The following is a 25,798-nucleotide window of genomic DNA, read 5'->3' on the forward strand; positions in this document are numbered from 1 at the left end:
CATCATGACTTTATGGCTTTTATAAATTGCTCGCAGCTTGCTCCTGGTAGGTCGGTTTTCATGAAGTTTTCTCCTATTAAGAAACCTTCAAAGCCTAATGTTTTAAGTTCTTTTACTATGTCAGGATCTGAGATACCGCTCTCTGATATAGCAAGAACATTTTCTGGAAAATGTGGTAAAAGATCCTTACTATTCTGAATATCAGTTTTAAACCTTTTTAAATCACGATTATTAACTCCTATCACAAACTTAGACGTATTCAAAGAAGTGCTTACCTCTTTAATGCGATTCAATTCTTCTAAATCATGAACTTCAAAAAGAATTTCAAGACCTAGATTTATAGCCTCTAGGGACATGGTTTTTAATTCTTCGTTATTTAAACACGCTGCGATTAGTAGAATAGCGTCTGCTCCATAGGCTTTGGCTTCATGAATTTGATATAAGTCAATCATGAAATCCTTGCGCAGGATAGGTATATTAACTTGTGATCTTGCTTCTAGTAAATCGTCTAACGTACCACCAAAAAATGGCTCGTCAGTCAAACAGCTAATTGCGCTTGCACCGGCATTTTCATATCCTTTTACTACTTCTGTTAGACTTGCAGGACATTGAAACGAGCCTTTACTAGGGCTTTGTCTTTTATGCTCGGCAATAATACCGCTGCCTTTCTTCAAACTATCGTTTAAGGATAGCGTTTCTCTAGAATAATGAGGCATCTCTCTTAGGTCAGAAAGAGAGGTAACCTGCTTTCTAGCTTTTAGATCTTGAGCAGTTTGATTAGTTATTTTCTTTAGGATATCTTCCATTATACCTGAAATTGTACTCTTGTTTGAATTATGAATTGATCATTGTATTAAGCTTTAAGCTCCATAAGTTTTTGAAAACTTTCTAGGGCTTTACCAGTTTCTAAAGATGCTCTCGCAGCAAAAACTGCATTTTCAAGATTTATATCTTGAGCCACGGATATAGCAGTTGCGGCATTAGCTATAACTACATTCTTTTGTGCATCGGTCGCTTTATTTTCAAGTACTTTCATAAAAATCAATGCAGCATCTTCTACAGTATCACCACCATAAATATCTGATTGTTTTAAAGGTTTCATATTAAAATCACTAGCCGATAGATCGCTCACTCCATTATTTTCAGCGACACGCACTTTTCCTGTAAGACTTACTTCATCATATCCTTCATGTGCATGTAGTATCGCATATTTTTTATCTGTTTCTGATTGAAAAAGATATTCATAATTACGGGCTAGTTGTAAATTAAAAACACCTACGCTTTGTAATTTAGGTTTTGCTGGATTTACTAATGGGCCTAACATGTTAAAGAAGGTTTTTACACCTAATTGTTTCCTAATAGGTGCAACAGCCTTCATCGCCGGATGAAACAGCGGTGCGTGTAAGAAAGTAATGTTAGCCTCAGTTATTTGTTTTCTAAGAATATAATGATCATTTGTAAATACAAATCCTAGATGTTCCATAACATTTGAAGAACCACTTACTGAGCTCACTCCATAATTACCATGTTTTGCAACAGGTACACCTGCACCAGCAGTTACAAAACTAGCTAGGGTACTGATGTTAAAAGTGTCTTTTCCATCACCACCAGTACCACATAAATCTATCGGATTAAATTCTGTTAGGTCAATAAGGTTTGCTTGTTCTAACATAGCATCTCTAAAACCTGCCAGTTCTTCTACAGTGATACTGCGCATGCCATAAACAGTTAGGAATGCTGCAATTTGCGCATCGTTTACAGTTCCGCTAGTTATGGCAGTTAGGATATCATAAGCACGCTTTCGCGAAAGTGTCCCATGATTAAATAATTCGTTTAGAATCTCTTTCATACTACAAAGTGTCTATGAAGTTTTTAAGCATTTGTTTTCCTTGCGGAGTCATAATGCTTTCTGGGTGAAATTGTAATCCGTAAATAGGTAGTTCTTTATGTTTAAGAGCCATGATTTGACCGTTTTCATCAGTTGCGGTTATTTCTAGAACATCTGGAAAACTGCTATTTTGTGCAGCCCAAGAATGGTATCGCCCTGCATCAAAATTAGTCTCGATATGATTAAATATCTCATTACCGTTATGTGTCATGTTAGTAGAGATACCGTGATATACTTTATCTAGATTTATAATCTCTCCACCAAAAACTTCAGTAATGGCCTGATGACCTAAACAAATACCTAAAAGTGGTCTTTTATCTTTCAAAAAATCAATGATAGGTAACAAATTGCCAGCTTCACTAGGAATTCCTGGGCCAGGAGATAGAACGACAGCATCGTAATTGACACACTCTTCAGGTGTAATTTTATCGTTGCGAACTACCTTTACTTTTACATTTAAATCCTCTAAATAATGAACCAGATTGAAGGTAAAGGAGTCGTAATTATCTATAAGAAGAATACTTTTCATTATTTAATAATTTGAAATTTACCTTTTGAATCTATGGTGTAATTTGTTTCTACATCATTAACCATTTTTTGGATAGTAAGATCTTTAAAAACTTTACCTGAAAAAATAGTGTCATTATCTGTTCTAGCGAGCACAAGCTGATCTGATAATTTGTCTTTACTGTCATAACTGCGTAGCACAAGTTCCGTTCTGTATCCATCTTTAGTGGTGAAATTTTTAAGCATCGTTTTGATATAAAAATCATTTTTAAATCCCAATGTCTCACCGATTCTATAGCTAACGGAGATAGAGTTAAAAATCTCTGTAGGTGTAAGATATTTAATATCGTCATTCTTAATGATTTCAAAGTCAGTAAGATTTCCGGTTTTTAGTTTTGTCATATCCTCTGTAGGTTTTACATCTAACATTACAGGATTAGTAGAGCATCCGGTTATCATTAAAGTAAATAAGATAAGTAGTTGAATATTTATTTTCATTTTGTTGAATGGTTTTGAGTTGCTTGATTTATGGCCTTTCTTAAGGCATTAGTTTTGTTATATACTTCTTGTGTCTCGTCATCTATGTTACTATGTACAACAACGCCTGCGCCGGCTCTAAAGTTAAGAGTTTTGCCTTGTGATAATATACTACGTATGATAATGGCGTGATTAAAATCACCGTTAAATCCTAAGTACCCTATAGCACCACCATAGAAACTACGACTAGAGTTTTCATATGTATCAATAAGTTGCATGGCTTTATATTTAGGTGCTCCACTTAAAGTTCCAGCAGGAAAAGTGTCCCCTATAAGCTGTATTTTATCCTCTTCATTAATTAATCCAGTCACTTTACTAACCATATGAATCACGTGAGAGTAAAAATGTATATTTTGATAGTCAGTCACCGCGACATTTCTAGCATGTCTACTCAAATCGTTACGAGCTAGGTCTACTAGCATCACATGTTCAGCAGTTTCTTTAGGATCCTTCTTTAAGTCTTCGGCAGCTTTTAAGTCTGCACTGTCATTTCCAGTTCTTTTATAGGTTCCAGCAATAGGCTGTATACTGGCGTGATTTTCTTTGATAATTAATTGCGCCTCTGGTGAAGAACCGAATATTCTAAAATTACCATAGTCAAAATAAAATAAGTAAGGACTAGGATTGATTGCTCTTAATTCACGATAAACATTAAAATCATCACCTTGAAAATCTTGAGAGAATTTGCGAGATAAAACTATTTGAAAAACATCACCACGACGGCAATGTTCTTTCCCTTTTTCAACTAGCTTTTTAAAATCATCATCACTCATCTCTGATGTTTCATTATCAGTTGTATTAAAACTATATTGAGCGACATCTTTATGTTTAATGACGCTTAGTAATTCATTTATTTTAGGTTTTTTTCCATCATATAAGTGTTCAAAAACATGAAGTTGATTATGGTAGTGATCAAAAACCATTACATTTTGAAAAACTTGATAATGAGCAAGAGGTATGTTCTTCTCGCTTTCGCGAAAGCGAAATTCTAAAGACTCAAATAATTGAACAGCATCATAGCCTAAATATCCAAAAAGCCCATGATTAGGAAATGGAAAATCAGAATCTGTATGTGAGAAGGAGTTTTTAAATTGCGTAAGTCCAGCAGCAAGATCATAACTTGAATTGAAAGAAGATTGCTCGCTTGAACCATCTGGATACTGACTTTCAATGTTTGTGTTTGTAACTGAAAACTGTGCTATAGGATTACAACAAATAAATGAATAACTATTACTACGTTCACCATACTCATTACTTTCTAGTAATATACTGCCTGGATATTTATCACGTAATCGCATATATATAGCTACAGGTGTAAGCATATCTGCTAATATGGATTCTTGTGTAGTTTTTGCTTTATGTTTTTGCATTATAAGTTCTAAAAATGGATAAAATAAAAAAGGTCTGCCGTTAAGCAGACCTTTTTGTTATATAAACATACGGGTGACTTTACGGCTGTTGAGCTGTATCATTCCACCACCAAGTATGATTTGTGTTTCTCATAGAAGTTGTAAATGTAAGTAGGCATTTTCAAACCTACAAGTATCTAACATTTTTTTAATAACCTTCATCATGTATACCACTAACTGCTCGACCTGATGGGTCATTCATGTTTTTAAAAGCTTCATCCCATTCTAATGCAACAGGTGTCGAGCAGGCTACAGATTTTAAAGAAGGTACACAGTTTGCGGCAGTATCGCTAGGGAAGTGTTCACTAAAAATACTACGATAGTAATACTCTTCTTTATTTTGCGGCGGATTGATTTTAAATTTAAAAGGAGCTGCCTCCATCATTTCATCAGTCACCACATCTTCTACGACTTCTTTTAAGGTATCGATCCAGCTGTATCCAACGCCATCGCTGAATTGTTCCTTTTGTCTCCAAGCGACACTTTTAGGTAGATCATCTTCAAACGCTTCTCTTAAAATGTGTTTTTCCATTTTTCCATTTCCACACATTTTATCTTTAGGGTTGAGTCTCATAGCTACATCCATAAATTCTTTATCTAAAAACGGAACGCGACCTTCAATTCCCCATGCTGCAAGGGATTTATTTGCTCTTAGGTTATCATATAGATGTAGTGTATCTAGTTTACGCACGGTTTCTTTATGAAATTCTTCTGCACTAGGTGCTTTGTGAAAATATAAGTAACCTCCGAAAATCTCATCACTACCTTCACCAGATAGAACCATTTTAATTCCCATAGATTTAATAACTCGTGCAAGAAGATACATAGGTGTGGATGCTCTAATGGTAGTAACATCATAGGTTTCTAGAAAATAAACTACGTCTTTTATTGCGTCTAGACCTTCTTGAATTGTGAAATTGACACTGTGATGCACGGTACCTATATGGTCTGCAACTTCTTGTGCTGCTGCTAGATCAGGACTTCCTTCTAAACCTATGGCAAAGGAATGTAATTGAGGCCACCAGGCCTCTTTGTTATCACCTGATTCTATACGCTTTGCGGCATATTTTTTTGCAACAGCACTTACAATAGAACTATCTAATCCACCAGAAAGTAACACACCATATGGTACATCGCTCATTAAATGTCTATGAACAGAATCTTCCATTGCTTTCTTAAGTTCAGCGACAGAGCTTTTATTTTCTTTTACTGAATCATAACTTTTCCACTCGCGATCATACCATTTTGTAAAGCTGCCATCTTTACTATAATAGTAGTGTCCTGGCGGAAATGGGCTGATTTGATTACAAGTGCCTTCTAAAGCTTTAAGTTCACTAGCGACATAAAACTGCCCTAATTCATCTGTACCATGATAGAGAGGAATGATTCCTTGATGGTCTCTTGCGCATAGGAAAACGTCTTTTTCACTATCATAAAGAGCAAAACCATACATACCGGTAAGCTCATCCATAAAGTCTATACCTTTATCTTGATAAAGAGCTAATATGACCTCGCAGTCACTTTTAGTTTTGAATTCATAAGAATCTTTATAATGGTCACGTATTTTTTGATGGTTGTATATTTCTCCATTTACGGCAAGTACTACTTTACCATCTGGACTATATAACGGTTGACCACCTGATTGTGGATCTACAATGGTTAATCGTTCATGAGCAAGTATTGCATTACTACCACAATAAATACCTGACCAGTCCGGTCCTCGATGTCTTAATTTTTTTGATAATTCTAAGATTTTTTCTCGTTGGTCTTGGCTGTCTTTTTTCAGCTGAAACATCCCTACTATTCCGCACATAACTAAATTGTTTAAATGAAAAAAGGTCTACTGTGAAGTAGACCTTTTGAATTTTTTAAAATACCAGATACTACCTTACGTGAGTAAAGAATTATTATTAAATCTGATATTATTATTTTTTATCATAACACTGTAAATGTAAAAAAAATCTTTTAGCAAACAAATTTCTGTTACAATTAATACTTGCGTAGGATTTGTAATAGGTCTTAATGTCTAACTGAAGATTTAATAACATCTGGCATTTTGGAGGCAAATTTTCTCCACCTTGGAATTGATACACCTTGTATATAGCCTTGATTAGGATGCAGTTTTGCATAGTCCTGATGGTATTCTTCAGCAATCCAGAATTTTTGAAAAGCTTTTACTTCAGCAGCTACTTTATAGCCTTCGTTAGTTAGGGCAGTAATTTTGTCTTCTATAATTTTCTTTTGCTCATTATTCTGATAGAAAACAATACTTCGATAGGATTCACCTATATCTGGACCTTGACCATTTACTTGCTCTATATTTTGTGAGGCAAAATAAACATCTACTAAAGTATTAAAACTTACAGTTTCTGGATCGTAAATTATTTCATTTGCTTCAGCATGATCTGCATGGTTTCTATAAGTAGGATTTTCAGTGTTGCCACCGCTATATCCAGAGATAGCTTCTTGGACACCTTGAACGCTTTCATATATTTCTTCTACACACCAGAAACAACCACTAGCAAAGTATGCTCTTTCTAATCCGTTCTGAGCGCTTACTTCTACGGGTGAAATTTCTTTTTGTTTTGCCTTTTTTTCAACTGGTGTATTACAGGTTGAGGCAATAAATATTAATATTATGGTACTTATCAGTTTCATGATTTACTTGTTTCAAGTAAAAATACTTTTTGAAGAAAATAGTTGTATTAAAAACTCGTTAAATAAAAAATCCCTTATCTATCATTAGATAAGGGATTTCTATACGTTATGATAAGTGACTATAGTTTAGCAAATACTTTTTCCATTGCCTCAACCTGCTCTTCAGCAAGAGCAGCATCTACTAAAATACGTCCTGAATGTTCATCTGTAATGATTTTTTTACGACTTGCAATCTCAACCTGCACTTGTGGTGGAATTGTGAAGTAAGAACCACCAGAGGCACCACGTTCGATAGGTACAACAGCAAGACCGTTACGTACACTAGTTCTTATACGAGTATAAGCCTTAATTAATCTAGCTTCAACTGTAGTTGCGTGATCTTGAGACATTTTCATAAGAGCTTGCTCTTCTTTTTCAGTCTCTTTTAGAATTTCTTCTAACTCAGCTTTTTTATGCTTAAGATGTTCTGCACGTTGTGACATACGATCTTTACTAGCATTCACAACTTCATTTTGTTGCTCGATTTGAGCTTTAAATTCACGAATGTGTTTTTCTGCAAGTTCCATTTCTAGTTCTTGAAATTCAATTTCTTTAGAAAGAGAGTTGAATTCACGATTGTTACGTACATTCTTTTGTTGTTCTGTATACTTTTTGATAAGAGATTTAGATTCTTCAATTCTATTTTTCTTATCCTTGATAGATTCGTTAAGCTCTTCAAGTTTAGCGCTAAGCTTAACCACACGTGTGTTTAATCCTTCCACCTCATCTTCTAGATCTTTTACCTCAAGAGGTAATTCACCGCGCACATTGCGAATCTCATCTATTCTGGAGTCGATTAATTGTAGATTGTAAAGCTCTCTAAGCTTATCTTCTACAGTAGCTTCCGTCTTTTTTGCCATCTGTTTAATAATAGTTTACAGGGTTTGTTTGCGCATCTGCACAAAGGATTGCAAAATTACTAAATTTTTTGCTAAGATATTCGTGTAAAAGGTTTTTTGTAAACTGTTCACTTTCATAATGTCCCACATCGCATAATAGAATGGACTCACCTTGAAAAAAGTCGTGATATTTTAAATCTGCCGTTATGTACGCATCTGCGCCGGATTGTATAGCGTTTTTAATTCCAAAAGCTCCGGAACCACCTAGTAATGCTACTTTTTTTATTTTTTTATTTTTTGAATTGGTATGCCTTACAACTCCTGAATAGAAAGTGTTTTTTGTCTTGTTCAAAAATTGATTAGCACTCATCTCTTCTTTAAATTCACCTATTGCACCCATTCCTATATGGTCATATTGATTGTTTAATGTCGATATTTCATAAGCAACTTCTTCATAAGGATGACTTTTAAATAGGGTTTTAAGGACGATAGACTCTAAATGTGGTAAGAATGTCACAGACAACATAGTTTCTTCAATTGTAGAGCGTTTTCCTTTTTCTCCAATCATTGGGTTACTTTTTTCATTACCTAAGAAAGTGCCTGTTCCATTTATGCTAAAACTAGACTCTTCATAGTTGCCTAGTTTACCAGCGCCTACTTTAAAAAGTTCTTCTTTAACCATTTCAAAATGACTCTTTGGTATATAGGTAACTAATTTTTTGATAATGCCTCTCTGCGGGATTAATGTCTTAATGTTTTTTAATCCTAATTCTTCTGCCATACGGTAGCTAACACCGTATTTTGAGTTATCCAGAGCCGTATGTGTAGCATAGATAGCAATGTCGTTTTTTATGGCTTTAACAACCGCTCTTTTGACATAATTATCTGGTTTTAAGTTTTTAAGTCCACTAAAAATAATAGGGTGGAAGGCCACTATTAAATTACAATTTTTAGATATAGCTTCATCGACAACATTTTCTAGACAATCTAAGGTTACTAAAACACCTTTTATTTCTGTATTAGAATCGCCAGTCAATAGACCTGTGTTATCAAAATCTTCAGCATAATGTCTTGGAGCTAATTGTTCAATATAGGAAAGGACTTCTTGGATTTTCATGAATACGATTTAAAAAGCTAAAGATAAAATTAACCTACTTTTGAAACATGCAATCGTTAAGAAATTTATTATTTCCGTTTTCAATACTATATGATGGTATCACTCGAGCTCGTAACTTGGCATTTGACAATGGTTGTCTTACTCAAGAAACTTTTGATATACCAGTGATAGCAGTAGGCAATTTGAGTACTGGAGGAACTGGTAAGACTCCTATGATAGAATGGTTGATAGAACATTATAAAGGAAATCGAATTGCAGTTCTAAGTCGTGGTTATGGACGTGAGACTAAAGGTTACATTGAAATAGAAAATCATCATACAGCCGCTCAAGTAGGTGATGAGCCATTGCAAATTAAATTAAAGTATAATGATGCCATCATAAGTGCAGTTTGTGAGAAAAGAGTAGATGGTATTAGAGAGTTATTAAAAAATCACTCTATAGATATTATTTTGTTAGATGATGCTTTTCAACATAGATATGTGAAGGCTAGTCATTATATTTTACTCACTAGTTATGACAGGCTTTATTCAAATGATTATTTATTGCCAGCAGGCAATTTAAGAGAATCTAGAAAAGGAGCTAACCGTGCTCACACGATCGTTGTTACTAAGTGTCCAGAAAATCTTTCTCAAGCAGAAATGGATTCTATGATACAACAGCTTAAACCTTTGAAGAATCAGAAGGTTTATTTTTCTACTATTGAATATGAAAAAAGGGTATCTCAATCTAATAGATCTATTTTGTTAGATGAGTTAAAGTTTGATAAGATTACGGCGGTTACCGGTATAGCAAAACCAGCACCTTTCATAAATTTCTTAAAGAAACAATTTGAAGTTGAGCATCTAGAATATGGTGATCATCACCGCTTTCGCGAAAGCGAAATTGACATCATTGCTGCCCAAGATGTCGTTATTACGACCGAGAAAGATTATACTAGACTGTCGCCATGGGACCTGCCAAAAGTATATTATTTACCTATGAAGATAAGGTTTTTAGGAGAAGAGCCCAGTTTATAGTACTTGATAATTAGTAAATGCTTTTTGAATTTTTTCAAAAAACTCATCCATTTTAAACGGCTTAGGGATTATGTCATCAAAACCTATTTGATACAGTTCTTTCTCTGAATCATTTAAAGTGACAGCAGTTAAGGCTATAATAGGGATTTCTCTATTGAGTTTACGTATCTCAGTAGTTGCTTTTTTACCGTCCATTACAGGCATATGTATATCCATTAAAATCAGGTCATATTCCGTCTCTTGTACCTTTTGTAATGCCTCTGCACCATGATTTGCGACATCGCAGTTAAAATTCTTGCCTTCAAGAATTTTACGAGTAATCATCTGGTTAATTTTATTATCTTCTACTACTAGGATTCTTTTTTCTAAGTGTTCTCCAGGAGCGAGAGGCTTTTCACTTAAAACTTCATTTATGGAAGTGGTCTTAACTGGTGCGACTATCTCAGAAGGCTCAGACGGGAAAACTACTTCTTTATCAGATGTATTCTTTGGTTTTGAGATTGATTTTACAGGTTGATAGTCATCATAAAATTTATTAGAGTCTGGTAAATCAAACCATATATCAAATGAAAAGATACTACCGCGTCCTAATTTACTATCTAATTTGATGTCGCTTTGCATTAATTCAACTAGATTTTTTACGATAGCTAATCCTAGCCCAGTACCACCATATTCTCTTGTTGTGCTAGATTCTTCCTGTGCAAAGTTTTCAAAGATGGCAACTTGCTTCTCCTCGGATATTCCTTTACCGTTATCTTCAACTTCAAATCTGATAAGACAACGATCATCAACTTGCTTTACTCGATTTGCTCTAATCCAAATATTCCCGTTTTGAGTGAATTTTATGGCGTTACCTATAAGATTAATTAATATCTGAGTGATTTTTACTGGATCACCATTAATGCGACTAGGTATTGCATCATCAAATTCTAATTGAAGTTGATTATTGCGGTCTCTAGATTGACTTTCTAATGACGTGGTAAGGTCTTGAATACGTTTTTTAAGACTAAAAGGGATAGATTCTAATTCTACCTTATTAGCTTCAAGTTTATTGAAGTTAAGTATGTTGTCAATTAAGGATAACAAGTACTCACCAGACGATTGTAAGGTCTCTAAGTGTTCTTTCTGATCAGATCTAGGTGTGTTCTCTAATAATAGGTGAGTTAAACCTGTAACGGCGTACATAGGTGTTCTAAGTTCATGGGTGATGGTTGATAGAAAGTCTGCTTTAATTTTTGCAGCATCTTGTGCTCTATCACGCTCTTCAATCAATGATTTGTTTTTAACTACCAATGTTTTATTTGCTCGCAACCTGAACTTATTGTTCTTAAAAAGCGACATTGTTAATAAAGAAAGCAATGTCAGTAAAACAAAAAATAAAATATTTGTATAATCGTGTCTATCTAGGTCTTTTTGCTTTTTTGCAAGTTCAACTTTTAAATTTTCATTCTCTTTATTTCTTATAGCTAGTGCATTGCCGCTATCACCGTTTTTGTCTATAGATTCCTTAAGTTCAATATAACGATCCATATACTCTAGACCTTTTTGATAGTCACCTTGTGCACGAGCAATTGAGGATTTAAGGCTGTAGGTTTCTAGTTCAGTCGTTATGAAGCCATAATTTTTACTGATTCTAAGGGCTTCATTAGTTGCGGCATTTGCCTCATCTAGTTCTTGTTTTTCAAAATAGGCTTTAGCTAATCCAAGTGTCGCTTGTGATTCATAGAAGTGTAATTGTTGTTTTTGCAGTAACGGTATTACATTCCTGAAACCATTTACGGTCTCATATAAATTTTTAGTTTCAAGATTGAGCTGAGCTCTTAAAAACAATTGTAGAGCTCTCAACTCTTGATTTGAAGAATTTTGTATTAAAATCTTAGCACTATTAAGAGTTTGATCGGCATCAACAAACTTTTTATTTTTAATGAAAAGATTAGATTTCAGCAAGTATAACCTTATTTGGCTGTCGGATTTTTCAGGAATAAGTTGTTCAATGTCTGATAACTTAAGCTCTGCAAGATCTAATTGATTACAAATTAAAAAATACTCTGCCTGGACTAATTGAGTACTGGCAAATAATGAAGAGTCTTTTGCTATTTCTATGGCACTAGAAACAATATCCTGAGCTTTTTCATAGTCTGTCTTTTGAAGAGCTAAACGTGCTTTTTCGAGCATCGCTTCTACTGCAATCTGTTGACTGTTAATAGATAACGAGGCGTCATCATCGCTTTGAGCGAGGCATAGTCCACCCAATAAAAGGGCGAATAATAGTAGTATTTTATTAATTGGAGAGATAAAGTACTTATTAGTAAACACACAAATATAGAATTACGCTCGTTAAAAGCCTTAAAACCTGTCAATTTAGCTACTTAAGAGTGTATTTCGTCGATGTTTTTAATGATCTGAAGCGTGACCTGTTAACATAGGTAATAAAAACCACGGTACAACGGGATTTTTAGGTCTGAATTATTTAAAAAACCTGTTTTATTTGGTTAGCTAATTTTGATAACCAAATCTTTTAATCGATTACTATAACCGCTCTCATTATCATACCAGCCTATTACTTTAATAAGTTTTCCTATTACAGAAGTCATTTGAGAGTCAAATATACACGAGTAAGGGCTGCCAGAAATATCAATGGAAACTAAAGGTACGTCAGTGTAAGAAAAGGTGTTAGGATTTGCTTCTGCGAAAGCGAGAAAGGCAGCATTAACTTCATCGATACTTGTGTCTCTTTTTACATTAATAGTCATGTCTGTAAGGCTGCCATTAGGAACTGGTACTCGTATACCACAGCCACCTATCACTTCACTAAGATGAGGGAATATTTTAGTAAGTGCTTTTGCTGCTCCGGTAGTAGTAGGAACTATGGATTGTCCAGCAGCTCTGGCGCGTCTTAAATCATTATGCGGTTGGTCATGCAGGCTTTGGTCAGAAGTGTAACTATGTACCGTGGTGATATATGCTTGTTCAACTCCACATAACTCGTCTAAAACTTTAATAAAAGGAGCTGCATTGTTAGTTGTACAACTAGCATTAGATAATATGACATCATCTTCATTTATTATATGGTCATTAACACCTAATACGACTGTTTTTATATCATCATCTACTGGTGGCGCACTTAAAATCACTTTTTTTGCACCAGCATCACGATGCTTTTGTAATTGCGCTAGCGTTTTAAATTTACCTGTAGATTCTATCACGACATCAACACCTGTCCAGTTAAGGTCTTCTAAATTTTTATGATGTGTAAATAATATCGATTTATCGTTGATAACTATTGAGTCCTCTGTATAAGTTACATCATGTGATAAAGTTCCATGAATAGAGTCATATTTCAACAGGTGTGACATGATACGATTAGAAGCTAAATCGTTTATAGCAACAACTTCTATATGATCGTCATTTAGAACGGTTCTCAAAAATGTACGACCGATGCGACCAAATCCATTAATAGCTACTTTAATCTTTACCATGTATCGTGCAAATTGGTCTTGATGTTACGTTGTGTGTTGTTCAAATAATTATCTAAAATAAATCCTATTACCATGCCTATCAAAAAACCGAATATGATACTTATGTTAGATATTAATGGAATTAATAATCCTGCAAAACATCCTATAGTTGTGTATTGATAAGAGTCTTTAATTCTTAGCATGTTTTGCATAAAAAGAAGTGTAGATTTCAAACTCTCTTTTACTACTTTTCTTTCGATATTAGAATCGCTTATACGACACAACTGTACTTCAAGTTCTTTATTAAGAATATCTAATTCATTTTGATTTAGATCCAGATTCTTAACTTCGATAAGAAGTTCATTCCATTTATCAAGTAATTTTAAAGACTTGCGATCAGTGGTTAATACTCGATAAGAGTTTATAGTTTGTTGTGCTTCTTCTATTCTCATTATCAATATACTTTGATATATTAGTGTAAGTGGAGTAGATTAAGTTACGTATTTTGATGCTTAAAGGCAAAAAATTATAAAATGTGTTTATGAGCTTTATAAGAACTTCTCACTAGAGCACCACTTTCCACATGGCGGAAGCCCATCTCTAAGCCTATCGTTTCATATTTCTTAAATTGCTCTGGTGTTATAAACTCTTTTACTGGCAGGTGTTTTTTAGAAGGTTGTAGATACTGACCTATAGTCACTACATCTACATTATTATCGCGCAAATCTTTCATTACTTGAATCACTTCTTCTTCACGTTCACCTAGACCCAGCATAATACCAGATTTTGTTCTATTAATACCTTGCTCTTTTAAATAGCGTAGTACTTCTAGACTGGTGTCATATTTTGCTTGGATACGTACCTCGCGAGTTAAACGACGTACCGTTTCCATGTTATGAGAAACTACCTCTGGATTAGCCTCTACAATACGATCTATGTTGCGCTTATTACCTTGAAAATCTGGTATTAATGTTTCTAGAGTTGTTTCTGGATTCATGCGGCGTATAGCAGCCACGGTTTCTTTCCATATAATAGAACCCATGTCTTTTAAATCGTCACGATCTACACTGGTTACAACAGCGTGTTTAATACCCATTAATTTAATAGATCGTGCAACTTTCTCTGGTTCTGCCCAATCAATATCATCTGGGCGACCTGTTTTAACACCACAAAATCCACATGATCTTGTACACGTATTACCTAATATCATAAAAGTGGCAGTACCTTCAGTCCAGCATTCACCCATGTTAGGGCAACTACCCGAAGTACATATGGTATGTAAATCATATTTATCAACCAGGCCACGTAATTCTTTATATTTCTTCCCTACAGGAAGCTTAACGCGTAACCATTTAGGTTTCCCTTTTGCAGGTGGCGCGATGGATTCTTTTACTGTATTCATACTACAAATTTAGGTATAAAGCTTTTGTGAGAAGTATTGTAGTCGTTAAAAATCTGTCAAACTGACTATTTCCAGCGTTTTGGTGGTTTTCCTACGTTGGTGAAGAAAAGTCCTAGTTGCGTAAAGACTAGAAGTATTTCTAAAAAGGGTATAAATGGTATAATATCGCTTTCGCGAAAGCGAGATAGACCTTTCCCCACAACTAACCAGACAATGGTGTATCTTAAAATCACTAATCCTAGGATATACAACCAATTGATTCCAAATATGAAGCCTACTATTGAAGCTATAAAGAAGCCAAACTGAGAGAGAAAATAAAGTCCTAATAAGAATTTATGTTTGCCTTTATAATGAGAAGCAGTATTGATATGGCGGCGTTTTTGAGTCCACCATTTAGTCCATGTGTTTTTGGGAGTGCTTACTGTAAATGCGTCGGGTTCGATAATTACTGAAGTATTATCCTTAGTAGCTGCTTGATTTACAAAAAGATCGTCATCACCACCTAGTACCTTCATGTGATCTATGAAACCGCTGACGTCATAGAATTGCTTTGAGGTGTAAGCTAGATTGCGACCTACTCCCATATATGGATTCCCGTGCAATGCATAACTCATATACTGTATGGCAGTTATGCCAGTTTCATATCTAATTAGAGCATTAAGAATTGAATACTTTTTTTTCTCATAACCACCGTAACCTAATACAATACTTTTATGATTAGTAAAGCCGCTGGCCATAGTTTTTAACCAGTTATTACTTGCCGGTTTGCAATCTGCATCTATAAAGATTAGATTTTCGTTAATGGCCTTTTTGATGCCTAGAGTAAGTGCGTATTTTTTATTTCCCCAAAAACTTTCGTTATTAACAACATCTACCTTTTTAACTCTGGCATCCAGATCTTGAAAATGCTCTATAACCTCTAATGTGTCATCAATAGAAGCGTCATTGATTAATATGATTTCAAAGTTAGGATGAGTTTGCTGTAGTAGTAAGGGAACTAGTGTTTTGAGGTTCTCTTGTTCATTTTTTGAACATACAACAACAGATACTGCATCTTGAGATGTATTATTTAGAGATGATTTATAAAAACCAACTCGAGCCAAAAAGAAATAATATATTATATTAATAAGCACAAATCCCGCCAGGACTATAAACGCTATGCCTATTTCCATCTTTTAATTAAGATTCTAAAGATGGGTTTTTACAATCTTGCTCTTCGGGTAATTTACCGCACATACCGCAAGCTTCACCATCCTTATTAAGAAATGGGCTTTGACTAGCACAAGTACCTGCAAATTTCCCGTCTTTTTTTGCCCATATCTTGATAGCTATTCCTGCAACTGCAAGAGCTAATATACCTATAGTAATAAAGAGTAATTCCATAGTGCAAATTTAAGAATAATAAGTGATGTATTCTTAATTCTGAATTAAATTCACTTCAGTTTCAATAGTGATTCCATATCTGTTTTGAACCATCGATTGGATTTCTTTTGCAAGGGCAATTATTTCTTGTCCGCTAGCATTACCATGGTTTACTAGAACTAACGCTTGTTTATCATGTACACCAGCATCACCACGTCGTTGACCTTTAAAACCACATTGATCTATAAGCCAGCCAGCAGGTACTTTTACTTGCTTTTCATTTACTGGGTAATGCGGTATAGATGGATGCATTCTTATAAGGTCTTCATAATAACTTTTTTCAATAATAGGATTTTTGAAAAAACTACCGCTATTACCTATCACTTTTGGGTCAGGTAATTTGCTGCTCCTTATATTAATTACAGCTTGTGCAACAGATTGTATGGATGGCTCTATTTGTAGGTTCTCTAATTCGTTTAGGATTGCACCATAACTAGTTTTGAGCTGGTAATCATTTGTTTTTGTGATATCTGTAAGCTTAAAAGTTACGGACGTTATTACATATTTGCCTAAAGCTTCATTCTTAAAGATGGATTCTCTGTAACCAAATTTACAATCTTCTAAATGGAGTGTTTTTACATCACCAGTTTTAATATTCATAACGGTGCATGAAACAAAAGTATCCTTTAACTCCACTCCATATGCACCTATATTTTGAATAGGAGAGGTGCCTACATTACCAGGTATGAGAGCCATGTTCTCAATTCCAGCCCAATTATTTTCAATGCAAAAAATGACAAATTCATGCCAGTTTTCTCCTGCCATTGCTTGTACAAACACATGTTCATTATCTTGTTTCAATAAATCTATTCCTTTAAGATTTACATGAACGACAGGTCTTTCAATATCATTAAGTAGTAACATATTACTACCGCCACCTAAAAGAAATACTTCCTCATTGTAATAATAAGCAAGCACTTCTCTAAGTTGCTTTATAGTAGATACAGATGTATATGCTTTTGCAAAAGCAGATATCCCAAAGGTGTTGTACTCCTTAATAGAGAAGTGTGATCTTATTTCAATCACGCGTTATATGCTTTAAGAGCTTCTGCTAAGATTTGAACTGCTTTTATTAAAGATTCTTTTTCAAGAACGTAAGCGATTCTGATTTGATTTTTACCTACACCAGGAGTGCTATAAAAACCAGCTGCAGGAGCTACCATTATAGTTTCATTATCTAATTGAAAAGATTCTAGCATCCATTGGGCAAATGCATCTGTATCATCTACAGGTAATTGTGCAACACAATAAAATGCACCACCTGGATTTGCAACTTCTACACCTGGTATGTTTTTAAGGCCTGCTATAAGGATATCTCTACGCTCAATATATTCTCCTATAACCTCGTTAAAGTAGGCTTGTGGAGTATCTAGAGCGGCTTCGGCAGCAATTTGAGCAAATGTTGGAGGACTTAATCTAGCTTGAGCAAATTTCATAGCTGTAGCCATGACCTCTTTATTTTTAGAAACCATACATCCTATACGAGCACCACACATACTATATCTTTTAGATACAGAATCAATCATTATGGCATGTTTTTCTAAACCTGGTATATTCATTACTGACAGATGCTCACGACCATCATATGCAAACTCTCGATAGACTTCGTCAGCCACTAAGAATAAATCATGTTTTTTTACTAGCGCTGCTAGTTGATTCATCTCATCTTGGGTGTATAAGTAACCAGTTGGGTTACCAGGATTACAAATTAGAATTGCTTTAGTATTATCGGTAATAAGTTTTTCAAAATCACTTATAGAAGGTAATGCGAAATTATTTTCAATTTTAGTAGATATAGGTTTTACTGTAACACCACTTGCTGTTGCAAAACCATTATAGTTTGCATAAAAGGGTTCTGGTATGATTACCTCATCTCCGTAATCGCATATGCTACCCATAGTGAACAACAGTGCTTCACTACCACCTGTAGATACAATCACGTCATCTATAGTTAATCCCATTTTTATTTTATTGTAATGAGTAACTAATTTTGTACGATACGACTCGTTTCCAGCACTATGACTATATGCTAGAATTTCCATGTCAGTGTCTTTTACCGCTTGTATAGCTTGATTAGGTGTTTTTATATCTGGTTGACCTATGTTCAGAGGATAGATATGTATTCCTCTTTTTTTTGCTGCTTCTGCAAACGGAACTAGTTTTCTAACCGGTGAAGATGGCATTTTGGCACCTTTGTGGGATATTGCTGGCATGTATTTCTATTTTGTTTTGCAAATGTAATACGACTAAGGTCTATATAAAAACGATTATGATTTCCTTATATTTATGTTTTATGAAAAATTATTTGATTGTTCTGTTTCTAGTATTCTTTGGTTACAATATTAATGCGCAAGAAAACTTAGGATTTATTTTAAATAATGATGTAAAAAAAGAAATTATACCTTTTGAACTGGCGTCTAATTTAATTATTGTGCCTGTTCAAGTAAATGGTGTACTACTTAATTTTATTGTGGATACCGGATCTACAAGAACAGTTGTTTTTGATTTTAAAGGAATTGATACCTTGAACATTAAAAAAGAAAAGATTGTTAGATATTCAGGTAAAAAAAATAATGTTGATTTTGTGGAGGCCTATTTCAGTGACAATAATATCATCACTATAGGACGTGGATTGATTGATTCAAGTGCCGAAATAGTAGTTATGAAGCAATCAAACTCTTATTTTGTTGAGCGATTAGGAATGAACGTTAATGGAATTTTGGGGACAGACTTTTTTAAAAAATATATAATTAAGATTGATTACGTCTCACAAAACATATACGTGTTCAATCGAAAATTCAAATTACCTAGGGATGTTAGAAAGGCAAAATTTGAGCCAATCAAATTAATAAAGGGAAAGCCGTATATCAATGGTGAAATTGCTAACAATAATAGTGTTCTAATAACTGATGTTCTTATTGATACTGGAAGTAGCGACTCATTATGGCTACATGAAATTGATTCTTTAAACTTTAGTTATCCTAGGTCAGGTTTCAATGATTATTTAGGATATACATTAACCGGTGAGATTTATGGTCGCAGGTCAAAGTTAGATCAACTCTCAATATCTGGATTTAAAATGGAAAGACCAACGGTTTCATTTCCAGATTATAAAAAATCATTAGGGATGAGGGCAAATAAAAATGTAACTAACAATAGCAATGGTTCTATTGGCGGTGAAATCCTGAGACGCTTTGATGTTATTTTTGACTTTGAAAACCAACTAATTTCTTTAAGTCCAAATTCTAATTTTAATGATGGCTTTTATTATAATATGGCAGGTATTCAATTAAAAGTTGAAGGCATGAGTTTAGTAGTTACCAGAGAGAAGGGTTTTTGGGCAAAAAGCTTTTATCGAAATGATGGAAAAGAAAACCAATCAGTTTCTAATACAACTAAATTAATTTATGAATTTTCCCCCAATGTTATCGTATCTGAAGTTAGGAGTAATTCACTTGCTGAAATTGCGGGCATCAGAAAAGGAGATTTAATATTAAAAGTCAACTCAACTAAAAGCAGAAATATGACTTTACAATCTATTAATAAGAAATTCTATACTAACCCATATAGCAATTTAAAACTAACCGTAAAAAGAGGAGAATCAACTTTAAAATTTAAATTTAAATTAATTCCCCTAATAGAATGATTTTACATCTTCATTTTCTCTTCTTCGTCATTATTGTCTGTACTTGCAGGTAATACTTCACCAACTAAGTTTAAAGGAATAAGTTTCTCTTTTGTATTTGTATTTGCTGTAATAGTTTTAACGATTGGCCCTACTTTTTCAGTGTCATATTTTACTTTAATTTCACCTTTTTCTCCAGGAGCTATAGGTTCTTCTGGTTGAGCTACGATATCACAATTACATGCTGAATAGATATTATAGATTTTTAAAGGGTGTTCACCAGTATTAGTAAAGGTAAAAGTACGCACACCATTACTACCTTTTTCTATTTTACCATAGTCTATTGTTGTTTCAACAAATTTTACTGTAGTTGTTTTGTCAAGAGTAGATTCATCTTGTGCATTTATGAATTGCCCAAAACCGATTGCTATTAATAAAAGGAAGATATTTTTCATTTTCGTATTTCTTTATCGTGAATAAAAGTAATTATTACTACTTAAAGCCTCTGTTAATGATGTGTATAATTTAAGTAAATAGTACTTTTGTCGATGAAATTTCAAAAACTAAGCCAAAAATGTCCTTAGCAGCAAAATATGATTCAAAAACCACAGAAGATAAGTGGTATCAGTACTGGATGGAGAATGATTTTTTTAAATCAGTTCCAGACGAGCGTGAAAGTTATACGATTGTCATTCCACCACCTAATGTTACAGGTGTACTGCACATGGGTCATATGCTTAATAATACAATTCAAGATGTTCTTATAAGAAGGGCACGTTTAAAAGGTTACAATGCATGTTGGGTGCCCGGTACAGACCATGCATCGATAGCTACAGAGGCAAAAGTTGTTAAGAAACTTAAAGAGCAAGGCATTGATAAAAATGACTTGAGTAGAGAAGAGTTTCTTGCACATGCTTGGGACTGGACAGATGAGTACGGTGGTATTATTCTGGAGCAACTTAAAAAATTAGGAGCCAGTTGTGATTGGTCTCGTACTAAATTTACGCTCGATGATGACATGTCAGCTTCTGTAATCAAGGTCTTTGTAGACTTATACAATAAGGGTATGATTTATCGTGGTTTCCGTATGGTCAATTGGGATCCAGAGGCACAGACTACTCTTAGTGATGAAGAGGTGATTTATGAAGAACGTAATGGTCACTTATACCATTTAAAATATCAGATTAAAGGAAGCAATGATTTTATTTCAATTGCAACCACACGTCCCGAGACTATCCTAGGAGACACAGCAATCTGCGTACATCCAGATGATGATCGATATACAGATCTAGTAGGTAAAACAGTTATCGTACCTATTGTAAATCGTGAGATTCCTGTAATCGCAGATGAATATGTCGATATGGAGTTTGGAACAGGAGCACTAAAGATTACTCCTGCACATGATGAAAACGATAAGAAGATAGGAGAGACGCATAAATTAGAAGTAATTGATATATTCAATGCAGACGCGACTTTAAATAGTTATGGATTGCATTATGCAGGTAAAGATCGATTTCTTGTGCGTAAAGAAATATCCAATGAGCTCGAGGAAAAAGGCTTCTTAATTAATAAAGAAAACCATGTTCATAAAGTAGGAACTAGTGAGCGTACTGGAGCTGTAATTGAGCCACGATTGAGTGATCAATGGTTTTTAAAAATGGAAGACCTTGCCCAGCCTGCAATTAAAGCAGTGCGTGAGGATATAGTAGAATTATTACCAGCAAAATTTAAGAGTACTTATTTTCACTGGATGGAAAATGTACGCGATTGGAATATTTCACGTCAATTAATGTGGGGACAACGTATACCAGCTTATTTCTATGGTGATGGTAAGGAAGATTTTGTAGTTGCTACCTGTATTGAAGATGCGATTACGCTTTCGCGAAAGCGAACTAATAATGACAACCTGCAAGCATCAGATTTACGTCAGGAAAATGATGTTCTCGATACATGGTTCTCTAGTTGGTTATGGCCTATAAGTGTGTTTAATGGTGTGCTTGAGCCAGAAAACGAAGAGATCAATTACTATTATCCTACTAGAGATTTAGTGACAGGCCCAGATATTTTATTCTTTTGGGTTGCACGTATGATAGTTGCTGGATATGAATTAAGAGATGAGAAACCATTTGACAAAGTATATCTAACGGGATTAGTACGTGATAAACAACGTCGTAAAATGTCGAAATCTCTCGGTAATTCTCCAGATGCTCTAGGGTTAATAGAGAATTATGGAGCAGATGGTGTTAGAGTAGGACTTTTATTGAGTGCTGCTGCAGGAAATGATATTATGTTTGATGAAGACCTATGCCAGCAAGGTAAGGGCTTTGTAAATAAAATGTGGAATGCTTATCGATTAATTGATGGATGGGAAGTTGATGAAACACTATCTCAACCAGCACATGCTCTACAAGGTTTAAACTGGTATAAATCGAGATTTGCTCAAGTCTTAAATGAGGTCGAGGACCACTATTCTAAATATAGAATAAGCGATGTGCTCATGACGAGCTATAAGTTAATATATGATGACTTTTGTGGTTGGTTACTTGAAATTATAAAACCAGAATATCAAAAACCTATAGATCCTAAAACACTTTTTGAGGTAATTGCACTTTTTGAAGATAATTTGAGGTTAATGCATCCATTTACTCCTTTTATTACCGAAGAGTTATGGCAATCGATTGCCGCTAGAGATGTAAAAGATGCTTTGTGTATTAACACTTGGCCAGTTGCTGGTACGATAGATCAATCATTATTAAATGATTTTGAACTGGTTCAAGATGTGATTTCTGGAATAAGAACTGTACGTAAGGAAAAGCAAATAAGCTTTAAGAATGAGATTACCTTGAACGCCATTAATAATGAGGAGTTGTCAGGTGCATATGACAGTCTTATTATGAAAATGGGTAACGTTTCTCAAATAGATCTAGTTGAAGAACAAGTAAGTGGTGCGGCTAGTTATCGTGTGAAGTCTAATGAGTATTTCATACCGTTAGAAGGAAATATAGATGTCGCTGCAGAAATTGAAAAACTGTCTGGAGAGCTTAAGAGAGCTCAAGGGTTTTTAATTGGTGTTCAAAAAAAGCTAGGAAACGAAAGGTTTGTTAATAATGCTGCCGTTGAGATAGTTGATAAAGAAAAACAAAAAGAAGCTGATACACTTGCAAAAATTGAAACAATAGAGGCTAGTATGAAAGCTTTGAAGGGATAGGTAAGGTTATCCTACTTTAATAATATTTGAAAACGACCTTTAATTAATAAAGGTCGTTTTTTATATTTAGACTTTTAAGTAAATATGATACAACTCAAATTTCCGATAATATTAATTTCAGGTAAGGAGTCATTTATAGAGCATCCGTTGGTGATTTTAATATTTGCTGTGTTAATTCTTATCGGTCTGGTAAAAGGAACTATTTGGCTTATGAGATATCTTTTGAAGCCAATTGAAAAGAAAAATAAGGATGTCTAGAAGCTTACCACGGTTTAGGATATAAATCCTCAATGATTTTTATGTATCTCTCTTTAGCTTCTTCTTTGGTGATTTGTTGAACTTGTATAATAGCATTCATTTTAAATGCGCTACGCAAATCATTAGTTTCAAAACTGCGATTATTAACATAAGGTTCATCAATAGCTCTTTTATAATAAGCATACAAATGCAATTGAAGTTCAAGAGGAACTAATGATTGTTCTTCTTGACTAGCTTTTTCAAATGCAGCTTGAAACTTTTTATTGAGTTCTTCCTTAGTCATTAAAATTGCGCTAACACGGTAATACCACCTTTTACTTTTTGATTCAATTCTACATTTACAGGAGTATCTATCGGTAGATAAACGTCTACCCTTGAGCCAAATTTGATGAAGCCGCTTTCACTTCCTTGTGCAACGTCATTATTTTCAACAGCATAATTAACGATACGTTTTGCTAGAGCACCTGCTATTTGACGATGCATTACTTGTTTACCGTTCTTGTGATCAACGACAACGGTTGTACGTTCATTTTCTTCACTAGCTTTAGGATGCCAGGCTACTAGATATTTTCCTGGATGATATTTGCTATAACTCACTTTACCGCCTATTGGATACCTTGTGACATGGACATTAATGGGTGACATGAAGACAGATATCATTAAACGTTCACCTTTAAAATATTCATTTTCTGGAACCTTTTCTATGACTACAACTTTTCCATCTACAGGAGATACTATAGTCTTGTCATCTAGTATTGTCGCTCTCTTTGGATTTCTAAAGAACTGTAAGATGATAATTAAAAAAACTAATCCTAGGGCAATTAACGTGTAGGAAAGCCAGTTAGGCATATCGATTTGTGTTGCTATTGCGGTAAGCATACCAGCAACGGCTATTCCGATTAATATAGAAATGGTTCCTTCTTTATGAAACATAGTTGAGTATTGTGAAAAATAAATAAGCAAATGGTGCTGCAAATATAATACTGTCCATCCTATCAAAGATACCTCCATGGCCAGGCATTATACTTCCGCTATCTTTAACTGCAGCTTGTCTTTTGATCTTAGACTGAATTAAATCACCTATAGTCCCAAAGAAAGCTACGATGAAAGCTAGTACAATCCATTGCCATAAACCATAAACTCCAACATAATAGTGTAGAGCAACTCCGGCGAGAAGTGCCATTGCTAATCCACCTAAAAACCCTTCAATAGTCTTTTTTGGAGAAATACGTTCTAATAATTTGTGTTTACCAAAGTTCTTTCCAGTGATGTAGGCAAAGCTATCATTAACCCATATGATGCTAAAAATACCTATCAGTAATTCAGGTTTGTATTCTTCTACAACATCTGGTATTAAAGCTAGAAATAAGCTACTGCCTATTAAATAAAGTAGCGCTATAATATGTTTTTTTGTATTAAATAAGGGTATTCTATTTAATAAAACTAAATCCCTAATTAGATAAACGTTTACCAGTAGTGTTGCGCCTAATAAGCTATAGATTGCATAGTTGTAATAGGGTTGATAAATGGCAGGCCAATCATACCAGACTAGCAAAATATAGCTGATAGGTAGCATTGGATAAATCAATAACTGTTTTAACCGTATCATTGGCATTAATTCGATCAGACAAATAAATGCAAAAACACAAAATAGCAGAATAAAAACATCCCTAGAATATAAGGCGCTTAAAACTACTAATGAAACATACATGATTCCTGAAACGGAACGTACTAATAATTCACGCATCTTATAAATCTTCTAATAATATGAGGTAGACACGTTTGTTAGGGACACCATAGTTCATAAGATCTTTTTTCTCTTGAACCTTAGGTTCTTCAAAGTTTTTAAGTGTTGTGATATTAGTGGGGATGTTGGATCCGCTGCGATGTTTTATACCTCTCAATCCTTCACCGATGGATTCAACAATCTGACTTGCTGTAGCCAGCACGATCATTGTCTCTGGAAAATCAACCGGTTTCTTTTCTTTTAATTGATTAGAAGAAAATAAAATTGCCCCATTATCCGAAATAATATACTCACAAGTGGTCAAGAAAAAACTACAATCTTCATGTAGATCAGAAAAACGTAGGTTGAATCCATTAAAACGATTTCTTAAATTCAAATCAGTACAAAGTACATTAGTTTCAAAGAAATCGTGTTCTACAAGAACATCTTCAAAATTAGCTTGCACTTCAGACTCATCTAGAGAATAGAGAAACCTACCGCCTTGAGAAGTAAAGTTATGTATAAACCTTTCATCCAATGGAAGTTTTTCCTCTGGCATGTATTTAGAGCGCCCAGCATCCTTGTTCTGAGAAGACTCAGAATCAGAAGATTTTTTGAAGAGTTTTTTAAAAATACTCATCTATGTTAGACGCGTTAATATTAGGGACTAGGTAAATATACTTACTAAT

Annotated in this window: 25 protein-coding genes; 3 read left to right on the plus strand and 22 right to left on the minus strand. The window is 34.4% G+C overall.

What is annotated here, in order from left to right:
• Positions 1–2 precede the first annotated feature (2 nt).
• The 9 genes from trpC to ACJJVI_RS00920 all read right to left on the minus strand — a co-directional run bounded on the left by trpC (position 3) and on the right by ACJJVI_RS00920 (position 8,994).
• Positions 3–806 (minus strand): indole-3-glycerol phosphate synthase TrpC, encoded by an 804-nt coding sequence (trpC, locus tag ACJJVI_RS00880; RefSeq protein ID WP_405349782.1) that lies wholly within the window; start codon positions 804–806, stop codon positions 3–5.
• A gap of 47 nt (positions 807–853) precedes the next feature.
• The gene (gene trpD, locus ACJJVI_RS00885) at positions 854–1,849 is read right to left on the minus strand and encodes an anthranilate phosphoribosyltransferase (protein WP_405349784.1); all 996 of its coding nucleotides are present in this window, start codon (positions 1,847–1,849) and stop codon (positions 854–856) included.
• A 1-nt stretch (position 1,850) separates the two neighbouring features.
• The gene (locus tag ACJJVI_RS00890; RefSeq protein ID WP_405349786.1) at positions 1,851–2,417 is read right to left on the minus strand and encodes an anthranilate synthase component II; all 567 of its coding nucleotides are present in this window, start codon (positions 2,415–2,417) and stop codon (positions 1,851–1,853) included.
• Positions 2,417–2,893, minus strand: coding sequence for a hypothetical protein (locus ACJJVI_RS00895; RefSeq protein ID WP_405349789.1), 477 nt, complete (start codon positions 2,891–2,893; stop codon positions 2,417–2,419). The genes ACJJVI_RS00890 and ACJJVI_RS00895 overlap by 1 nt, the downstream gene beginning before the upstream one ends.
• Positions 2,890–4,302 carry an anthranilate synthase component I family protein gene (locus ACJJVI_RS00900; RefSeq protein WP_405349792.1) on the minus strand — a complete coding sequence of 471 codons (1,413 nt, stop codon included), beginning with the start codon at positions 4,300–4,302 and terminating at the stop codon, positions 2,890–2,892. Before ACJJVI_RS00900 ends, ACJJVI_RS00895 begins: the two co-directional genes overlap by 4 nt.
• 187 nt (positions 4,303–4,489) lie before the next feature.
• The gene (gene asnB / locus ACJJVI_RS00905) at positions 4,490–6,154 is read right to left on the minus strand and encodes an asparagine synthase B (protein WP_042295457.1); all 1,665 of its coding nucleotides are present in this window, start codon (positions 6,152–6,154) and stop codon (positions 4,490–4,492) included.
• A 206-nt stretch (positions 6,155–6,360) separates the two neighbouring features.
• Positions 6,361–6,999, minus strand: a complete 639-nt coding sequence (gene msrA, locus ACJJVI_RS00910; protein ID WP_405349795.1) for a peptide-methionine (S)-S-oxide reductase MsrA — start codon at positions 6,997–6,999, stop codon at positions 6,361–6,363.
• Between the two features lie 119 nt (positions 7,000–7,118).
• Positions 7,119–7,898, minus strand: coding sequence for a zinc ribbon domain-containing protein (locus ACJJVI_RS00915; protein WP_036580212.1), 780 nt, complete (start codon positions 7,896–7,898; stop codon positions 7,119–7,121).
• A gap of 4 nt (positions 7,899–7,902) precedes the next feature.
• Positions 7,903–8,994 (minus strand): Nif3-like dinuclear metal center hexameric protein, encoded by a 1,092-nt coding sequence (locus ACJJVI_RS00920; RefSeq protein WP_405349798.1) that lies wholly within the window; start codon positions 8,992–8,994, stop codon positions 7,903–7,905.
• Between the two features lie 47 nt (positions 8,995–9,041).
• On the opposite strand from ACJJVI_RS00920, the gene lpxK reads away from it, so the two are divergent.
• Complete coding sequence (gene lpxK / locus ACJJVI_RS00925; protein WP_405349800.1) at positions 9,042–10,010, plus strand: tetraacyldisaccharide 4'-kinase; 969 nt, start codon at positions 9,042–9,044, stop codon at positions 10,008–10,010.
• On the opposite strand, the gene ACJJVI_RS00930 is transcribed toward lpxK, so the two are convergent.
• The 8 genes from ACJJVI_RS00930 to ACJJVI_RS00965 form a co-directional block, all read right to left on the minus strand.
• Positions 10,005–12,263, minus strand: coding sequence for an ATP-binding protein (locus ACJJVI_RS00930; RefSeq protein ID WP_405349802.1), 2,259 nt, complete (start codon positions 12,261–12,263; stop codon positions 10,005–10,007). The two genes, lpxK and ACJJVI_RS00930, sit on opposite strands and share 6 nt — an antisense overlap.
• A 239-nt stretch (positions 12,264–12,502) precedes the next feature.
• A complete protein-coding gene (gene gap, locus ACJJVI_RS00935; RefSeq protein ID WP_348021456.1) occupies positions 12,503–13,489 on the minus strand; it encodes a type I glyceraldehyde-3-phosphate dehydrogenase in 987 nt (328 codons plus the stop codon).
• Entirely contained in the window at positions 13,483–13,920 is a 438-nt protein-coding gene (locus ACJJVI_RS00940; protein ID WP_036580223.1) for a hypothetical protein, read from the minus strand. The genes gap and ACJJVI_RS00940 overlap by 7 nt, the downstream gene beginning before the upstream one ends.
• 74 nt (positions 13,921–13,994) lie before the next feature.
• On the minus strand, positions 13,995–14,870 hold the full coding sequence (gene lipA, locus ACJJVI_RS00945; RefSeq protein WP_036580226.1) for a lipoyl synthase: 876 nt from the start codon (positions 14,868–14,870) through the stop codon (positions 13,995–13,997).
• Positions 14,871–14,935: 65 nt separating this feature from the next.
• Positions 14,936–16,042: a glycosyltransferase gene (locus ACJJVI_RS00950; protein ID WP_405349806.1), complete on the minus strand. Its 1,107-nt coding sequence runs from the start codon at positions 16,040–16,042 to the stop codon at positions 14,936–14,938.
• Positions 16,043–16,049: 7 nt separating this feature from the next.
• Positions 16,050–16,253: a hypothetical protein gene (locus tag ACJJVI_RS00955; RefSeq protein WP_036580230.1), complete on the minus strand. Its 204-nt coding sequence runs from the start codon at positions 16,251–16,253 to the stop codon at positions 16,050–16,052.
• A gap of 33 nt (positions 16,254–16,286) precedes the next feature.
• Positions 16,287–17,315, minus strand: coding sequence for a UDP-N-acetylmuramate dehydrogenase (gene murB / locus ACJJVI_RS00960; protein WP_348021513.1), 1,029 nt, complete (start codon positions 17,313–17,315; stop codon positions 16,287–16,289).
• Entirely contained in the window at positions 17,315–18,505 is a 1,191-nt protein-coding gene (locus ACJJVI_RS00965) for a pyridoxal phosphate-dependent aminotransferase (protein WP_405349809.1), read from the minus strand. The genes murB and ACJJVI_RS00965 overlap by 1 nt, the downstream gene beginning before the upstream one ends.
• A gap of 80 nt (positions 18,506–18,585) precedes the next feature.
• Here ACJJVI_RS00965 and ACJJVI_RS00970 point away from each other — a divergent pair, with 80 nt between their 5' ends.
• Positions 18,586–19,938: an aspartyl protease family protein gene (locus ACJJVI_RS00970; protein ID WP_348021460.1), complete on the plus strand. Its 1,353-nt coding sequence runs from the start codon at positions 18,586–18,588 to the stop codon at positions 19,936–19,938.
• Positions 19,939–19,940: 2 nt separating this feature from the next.
• Here the strand turns inward: ACJJVI_RS00970 and ACJJVI_RS00975 are convergent, their stop codons facing one another.
• A complete protein-coding gene (locus ACJJVI_RS00975) occupies positions 19,941–20,372 on the minus strand; it encodes a DUF1573 domain-containing protein (protein ID WP_036580238.1) in 432 nt (143 codons plus the stop codon).
• Between the two features lie 119 nt (positions 20,373–20,491).
• Between ACJJVI_RS00975 and ACJJVI_RS00980 the strand changes: the two genes are divergently transcribed.
• Entirely contained in the window at positions 20,492–23,125 is a 2,634-nt protein-coding gene (locus ACJJVI_RS00980) for a valine--tRNA ligase (RefSeq protein ID WP_405349814.1), read from the plus strand.
• A gap of 262 nt (positions 23,126–23,387) precedes the next feature.
• On the opposite strand, the gene ACJJVI_RS00985 is transcribed toward ACJJVI_RS00980, so the two are convergent.
• Genes ACJJVI_RS00985 through ACJJVI_RS01000 form a run of 4 tightly spaced genes read right to left on the minus strand, consistent with a single transcriptional unit; the run spans position 23,388 to position 25,749 of the window.
• Positions 23,388–23,666 (minus strand): acyl-CoA-binding protein, encoded by a 279-nt coding sequence (locus ACJJVI_RS00985; RefSeq protein WP_036580245.1) that lies wholly within the window; start codon positions 23,664–23,666, stop codon positions 23,388–23,390.
• A complete protein-coding gene (locus tag ACJJVI_RS00990; RefSeq protein WP_042247850.1) occupies positions 23,666–24,316 on the minus strand; it encodes a phosphatidylserine decarboxylase family protein in 651 nt (216 codons plus the stop codon). Before ACJJVI_RS00990 ends, ACJJVI_RS00985 begins: the two co-directional genes overlap by 1 nt.
• Positions 24,306–25,130, minus strand: coding sequence for a phosphatidate cytidylyltransferase (locus ACJJVI_RS00995; protein ID WP_042270795.1), 825 nt, complete (start codon positions 25,128–25,130; stop codon positions 24,306–24,308). Before ACJJVI_RS00995 ends, ACJJVI_RS00990 begins: the two co-directional genes overlap by 11 nt.
• 1 nt (position 25,131) lies before the next feature.
• Positions 25,132–25,749 carry an LUD domain-containing protein gene (locus tag ACJJVI_RS01000; protein WP_405349818.1) on the minus strand — a complete coding sequence of 206 codons (618 nt, stop codon included), beginning with the start codon at positions 25,747–25,749 and terminating at the stop codon, positions 25,132–25,134.
• Between the last annotated feature and the right edge of the window lie 49 nt (positions 25,750–25,798).

Source organism: Nonlabens sp. Asnod3-H03, assembly GCF_045063665.1.
Lineage (GTDB): Bacteria > Bacteroidota > Bacteroidia > Flavobacteriales > Flavobacteriaceae > Nonlabens > Nonlabens ulvanivorans.

Excerpts from the sequence above, each read along its gene's own strand:
- trpC (WP_405349782.1), bottom strand. The coding sequence starts at position 806 with ATGGAAGATATCCTAAAGAAAATAACTAATCAAACTGCTCAAGATCTA.
- trpD (WP_405349784.1), bottom strand. The coding sequence starts at position 1,849 with ATGAAAGAGATTCTAAACGAATTATTTAATCATGGGACACTTTCGCGA.
- ACJJVI_RS00890 (WP_405349786.1), bottom strand. The coding sequence starts at position 2,417 with ATGAAAAGTATTCTTCTTATAGATAATTACGACTCCTTTACCTTCAAT.
- ACJJVI_RS00895 (WP_405349789.1), bottom strand. The coding sequence starts at position 2,893 with ATGAAAATAAATATTCAACTACTTATCTTATTTACTTTAATGATAACC.
- ACJJVI_RS00900 (WP_405349792.1), bottom strand. The coding sequence starts at position 4,302 with ATGCAAAAACATAAAGCAAAAACTACACAAGAATCCATATTAGCAGAT.
- asnB (WP_042295457.1), bottom strand. The coding sequence starts at position 6,154 with ATGTGCGGAATAGTAGGGATGTTTCAGCTGAAAAAAGACAGCCAAGAC.
- msrA (WP_405349795.1), bottom strand. The coding sequence starts at position 6,999 with ATGAAACTGATAAGTACCATAATATTAATATTTATTGCCTCAACCTGT.
- ACJJVI_RS00915 (WP_036580212.1), bottom strand. The coding sequence starts at position 7,898 with ATGGCAAAAAAGACGGAAGCTACTGTAGAAGATAAGCTTAGAGAGCTT.
- ACJJVI_RS00920 (WP_405349798.1), bottom strand. The coding sequence starts at position 8,994 with ATGAAAATCCAAGAAGTCCTTTCCTATATTGAACAATTAGCTCCAAGA.
- lpxK (WP_405349800.1), top strand. The coding sequence starts at position 9,042 with ATGCAATCGTTAAGAAATTTATTATTTCCGTTTTCAATACTATATGAT.
- gap (WP_348021456.1), bottom strand. The coding sequence starts at position 13,489 with ATGGTAAAGATTAAAGTAGCTATTAATGGATTTGGTCGCATCGGTCGT.
- ACJJVI_RS00940 (WP_036580223.1), bottom strand. The coding sequence starts at position 13,920 with ATGAGAATAGAAGAAGCACAACAAACTATAAACTCTTATCGAGTATTA.
- lipA (WP_036580226.1), bottom strand. The coding sequence starts at position 14,870 with ATGAATACAGTAAAAGAATCCATCGCGCCACCTGCAAAAGGGAAACCT.
- ACJJVI_RS00950 (WP_405349806.1), bottom strand. The coding sequence starts at position 16,042 with ATGGAAATAGGCATAGCGTTTATAGTCCTGGCGGGATTTGTGCTTATT.
- ACJJVI_RS00955 (WP_036580230.1), bottom strand. The coding sequence starts at position 16,253 with ATGGAATTACTCTTTATTACTATAGGTATATTAGCTCTTGCAGTTGCA.
- ACJJVI_RS00965 (WP_405349809.1), bottom strand. The coding sequence starts at position 18,505 with ATGCCAGCAATATCCCACAAAGGTGCCAAAATGCCATCTTCACCGGTT.
- ACJJVI_RS00970 (WP_348021460.1), top strand. The coding sequence starts at position 18,586 with ATGAAAAATTATTTGATTGTTCTGTTTCTAGTATTCTTTGGTTACAAT.
- ACJJVI_RS00975 (WP_036580238.1), bottom strand. The coding sequence starts at position 20,372 with ATGAAAAATATCTTCCTTTTATTAATAGCAATCGGTTTTGGGCAATTC.
- ACJJVI_RS00980 (WP_405349814.1), top strand. The coding sequence starts at position 20,492 with ATGTCCTTAGCAGCAAAATATGATTCAAAAACCACAGAAGATAAGTGG.
- ACJJVI_RS00985 (WP_036580245.1), bottom strand. The coding sequence starts at position 23,666 with ATGACTAAGGAAGAACTCAATAAAAAGTTTCAAGCTGCATTTGAAAAA.
- ACJJVI_RS00990 (WP_042247850.1), bottom strand. The coding sequence starts at position 24,316 with ATGTTTCATAAAGAAGGAACCATTTCTATATTAATCGGAATAGCCGTT.
- ACJJVI_RS00995 (WP_042270795.1), bottom strand. The coding sequence starts at position 25,130 with ATGCGTGAATTATTAGTACGTTCCGTTTCAGGAATCATGTATGTTTCA.
- ACJJVI_RS01000 (WP_405349818.1), bottom strand. The coding sequence starts at position 25,749 with ATGAGTATTTTTAAAAAACTCTTCAAAAAATCTTCTGATTCTGAGTCT.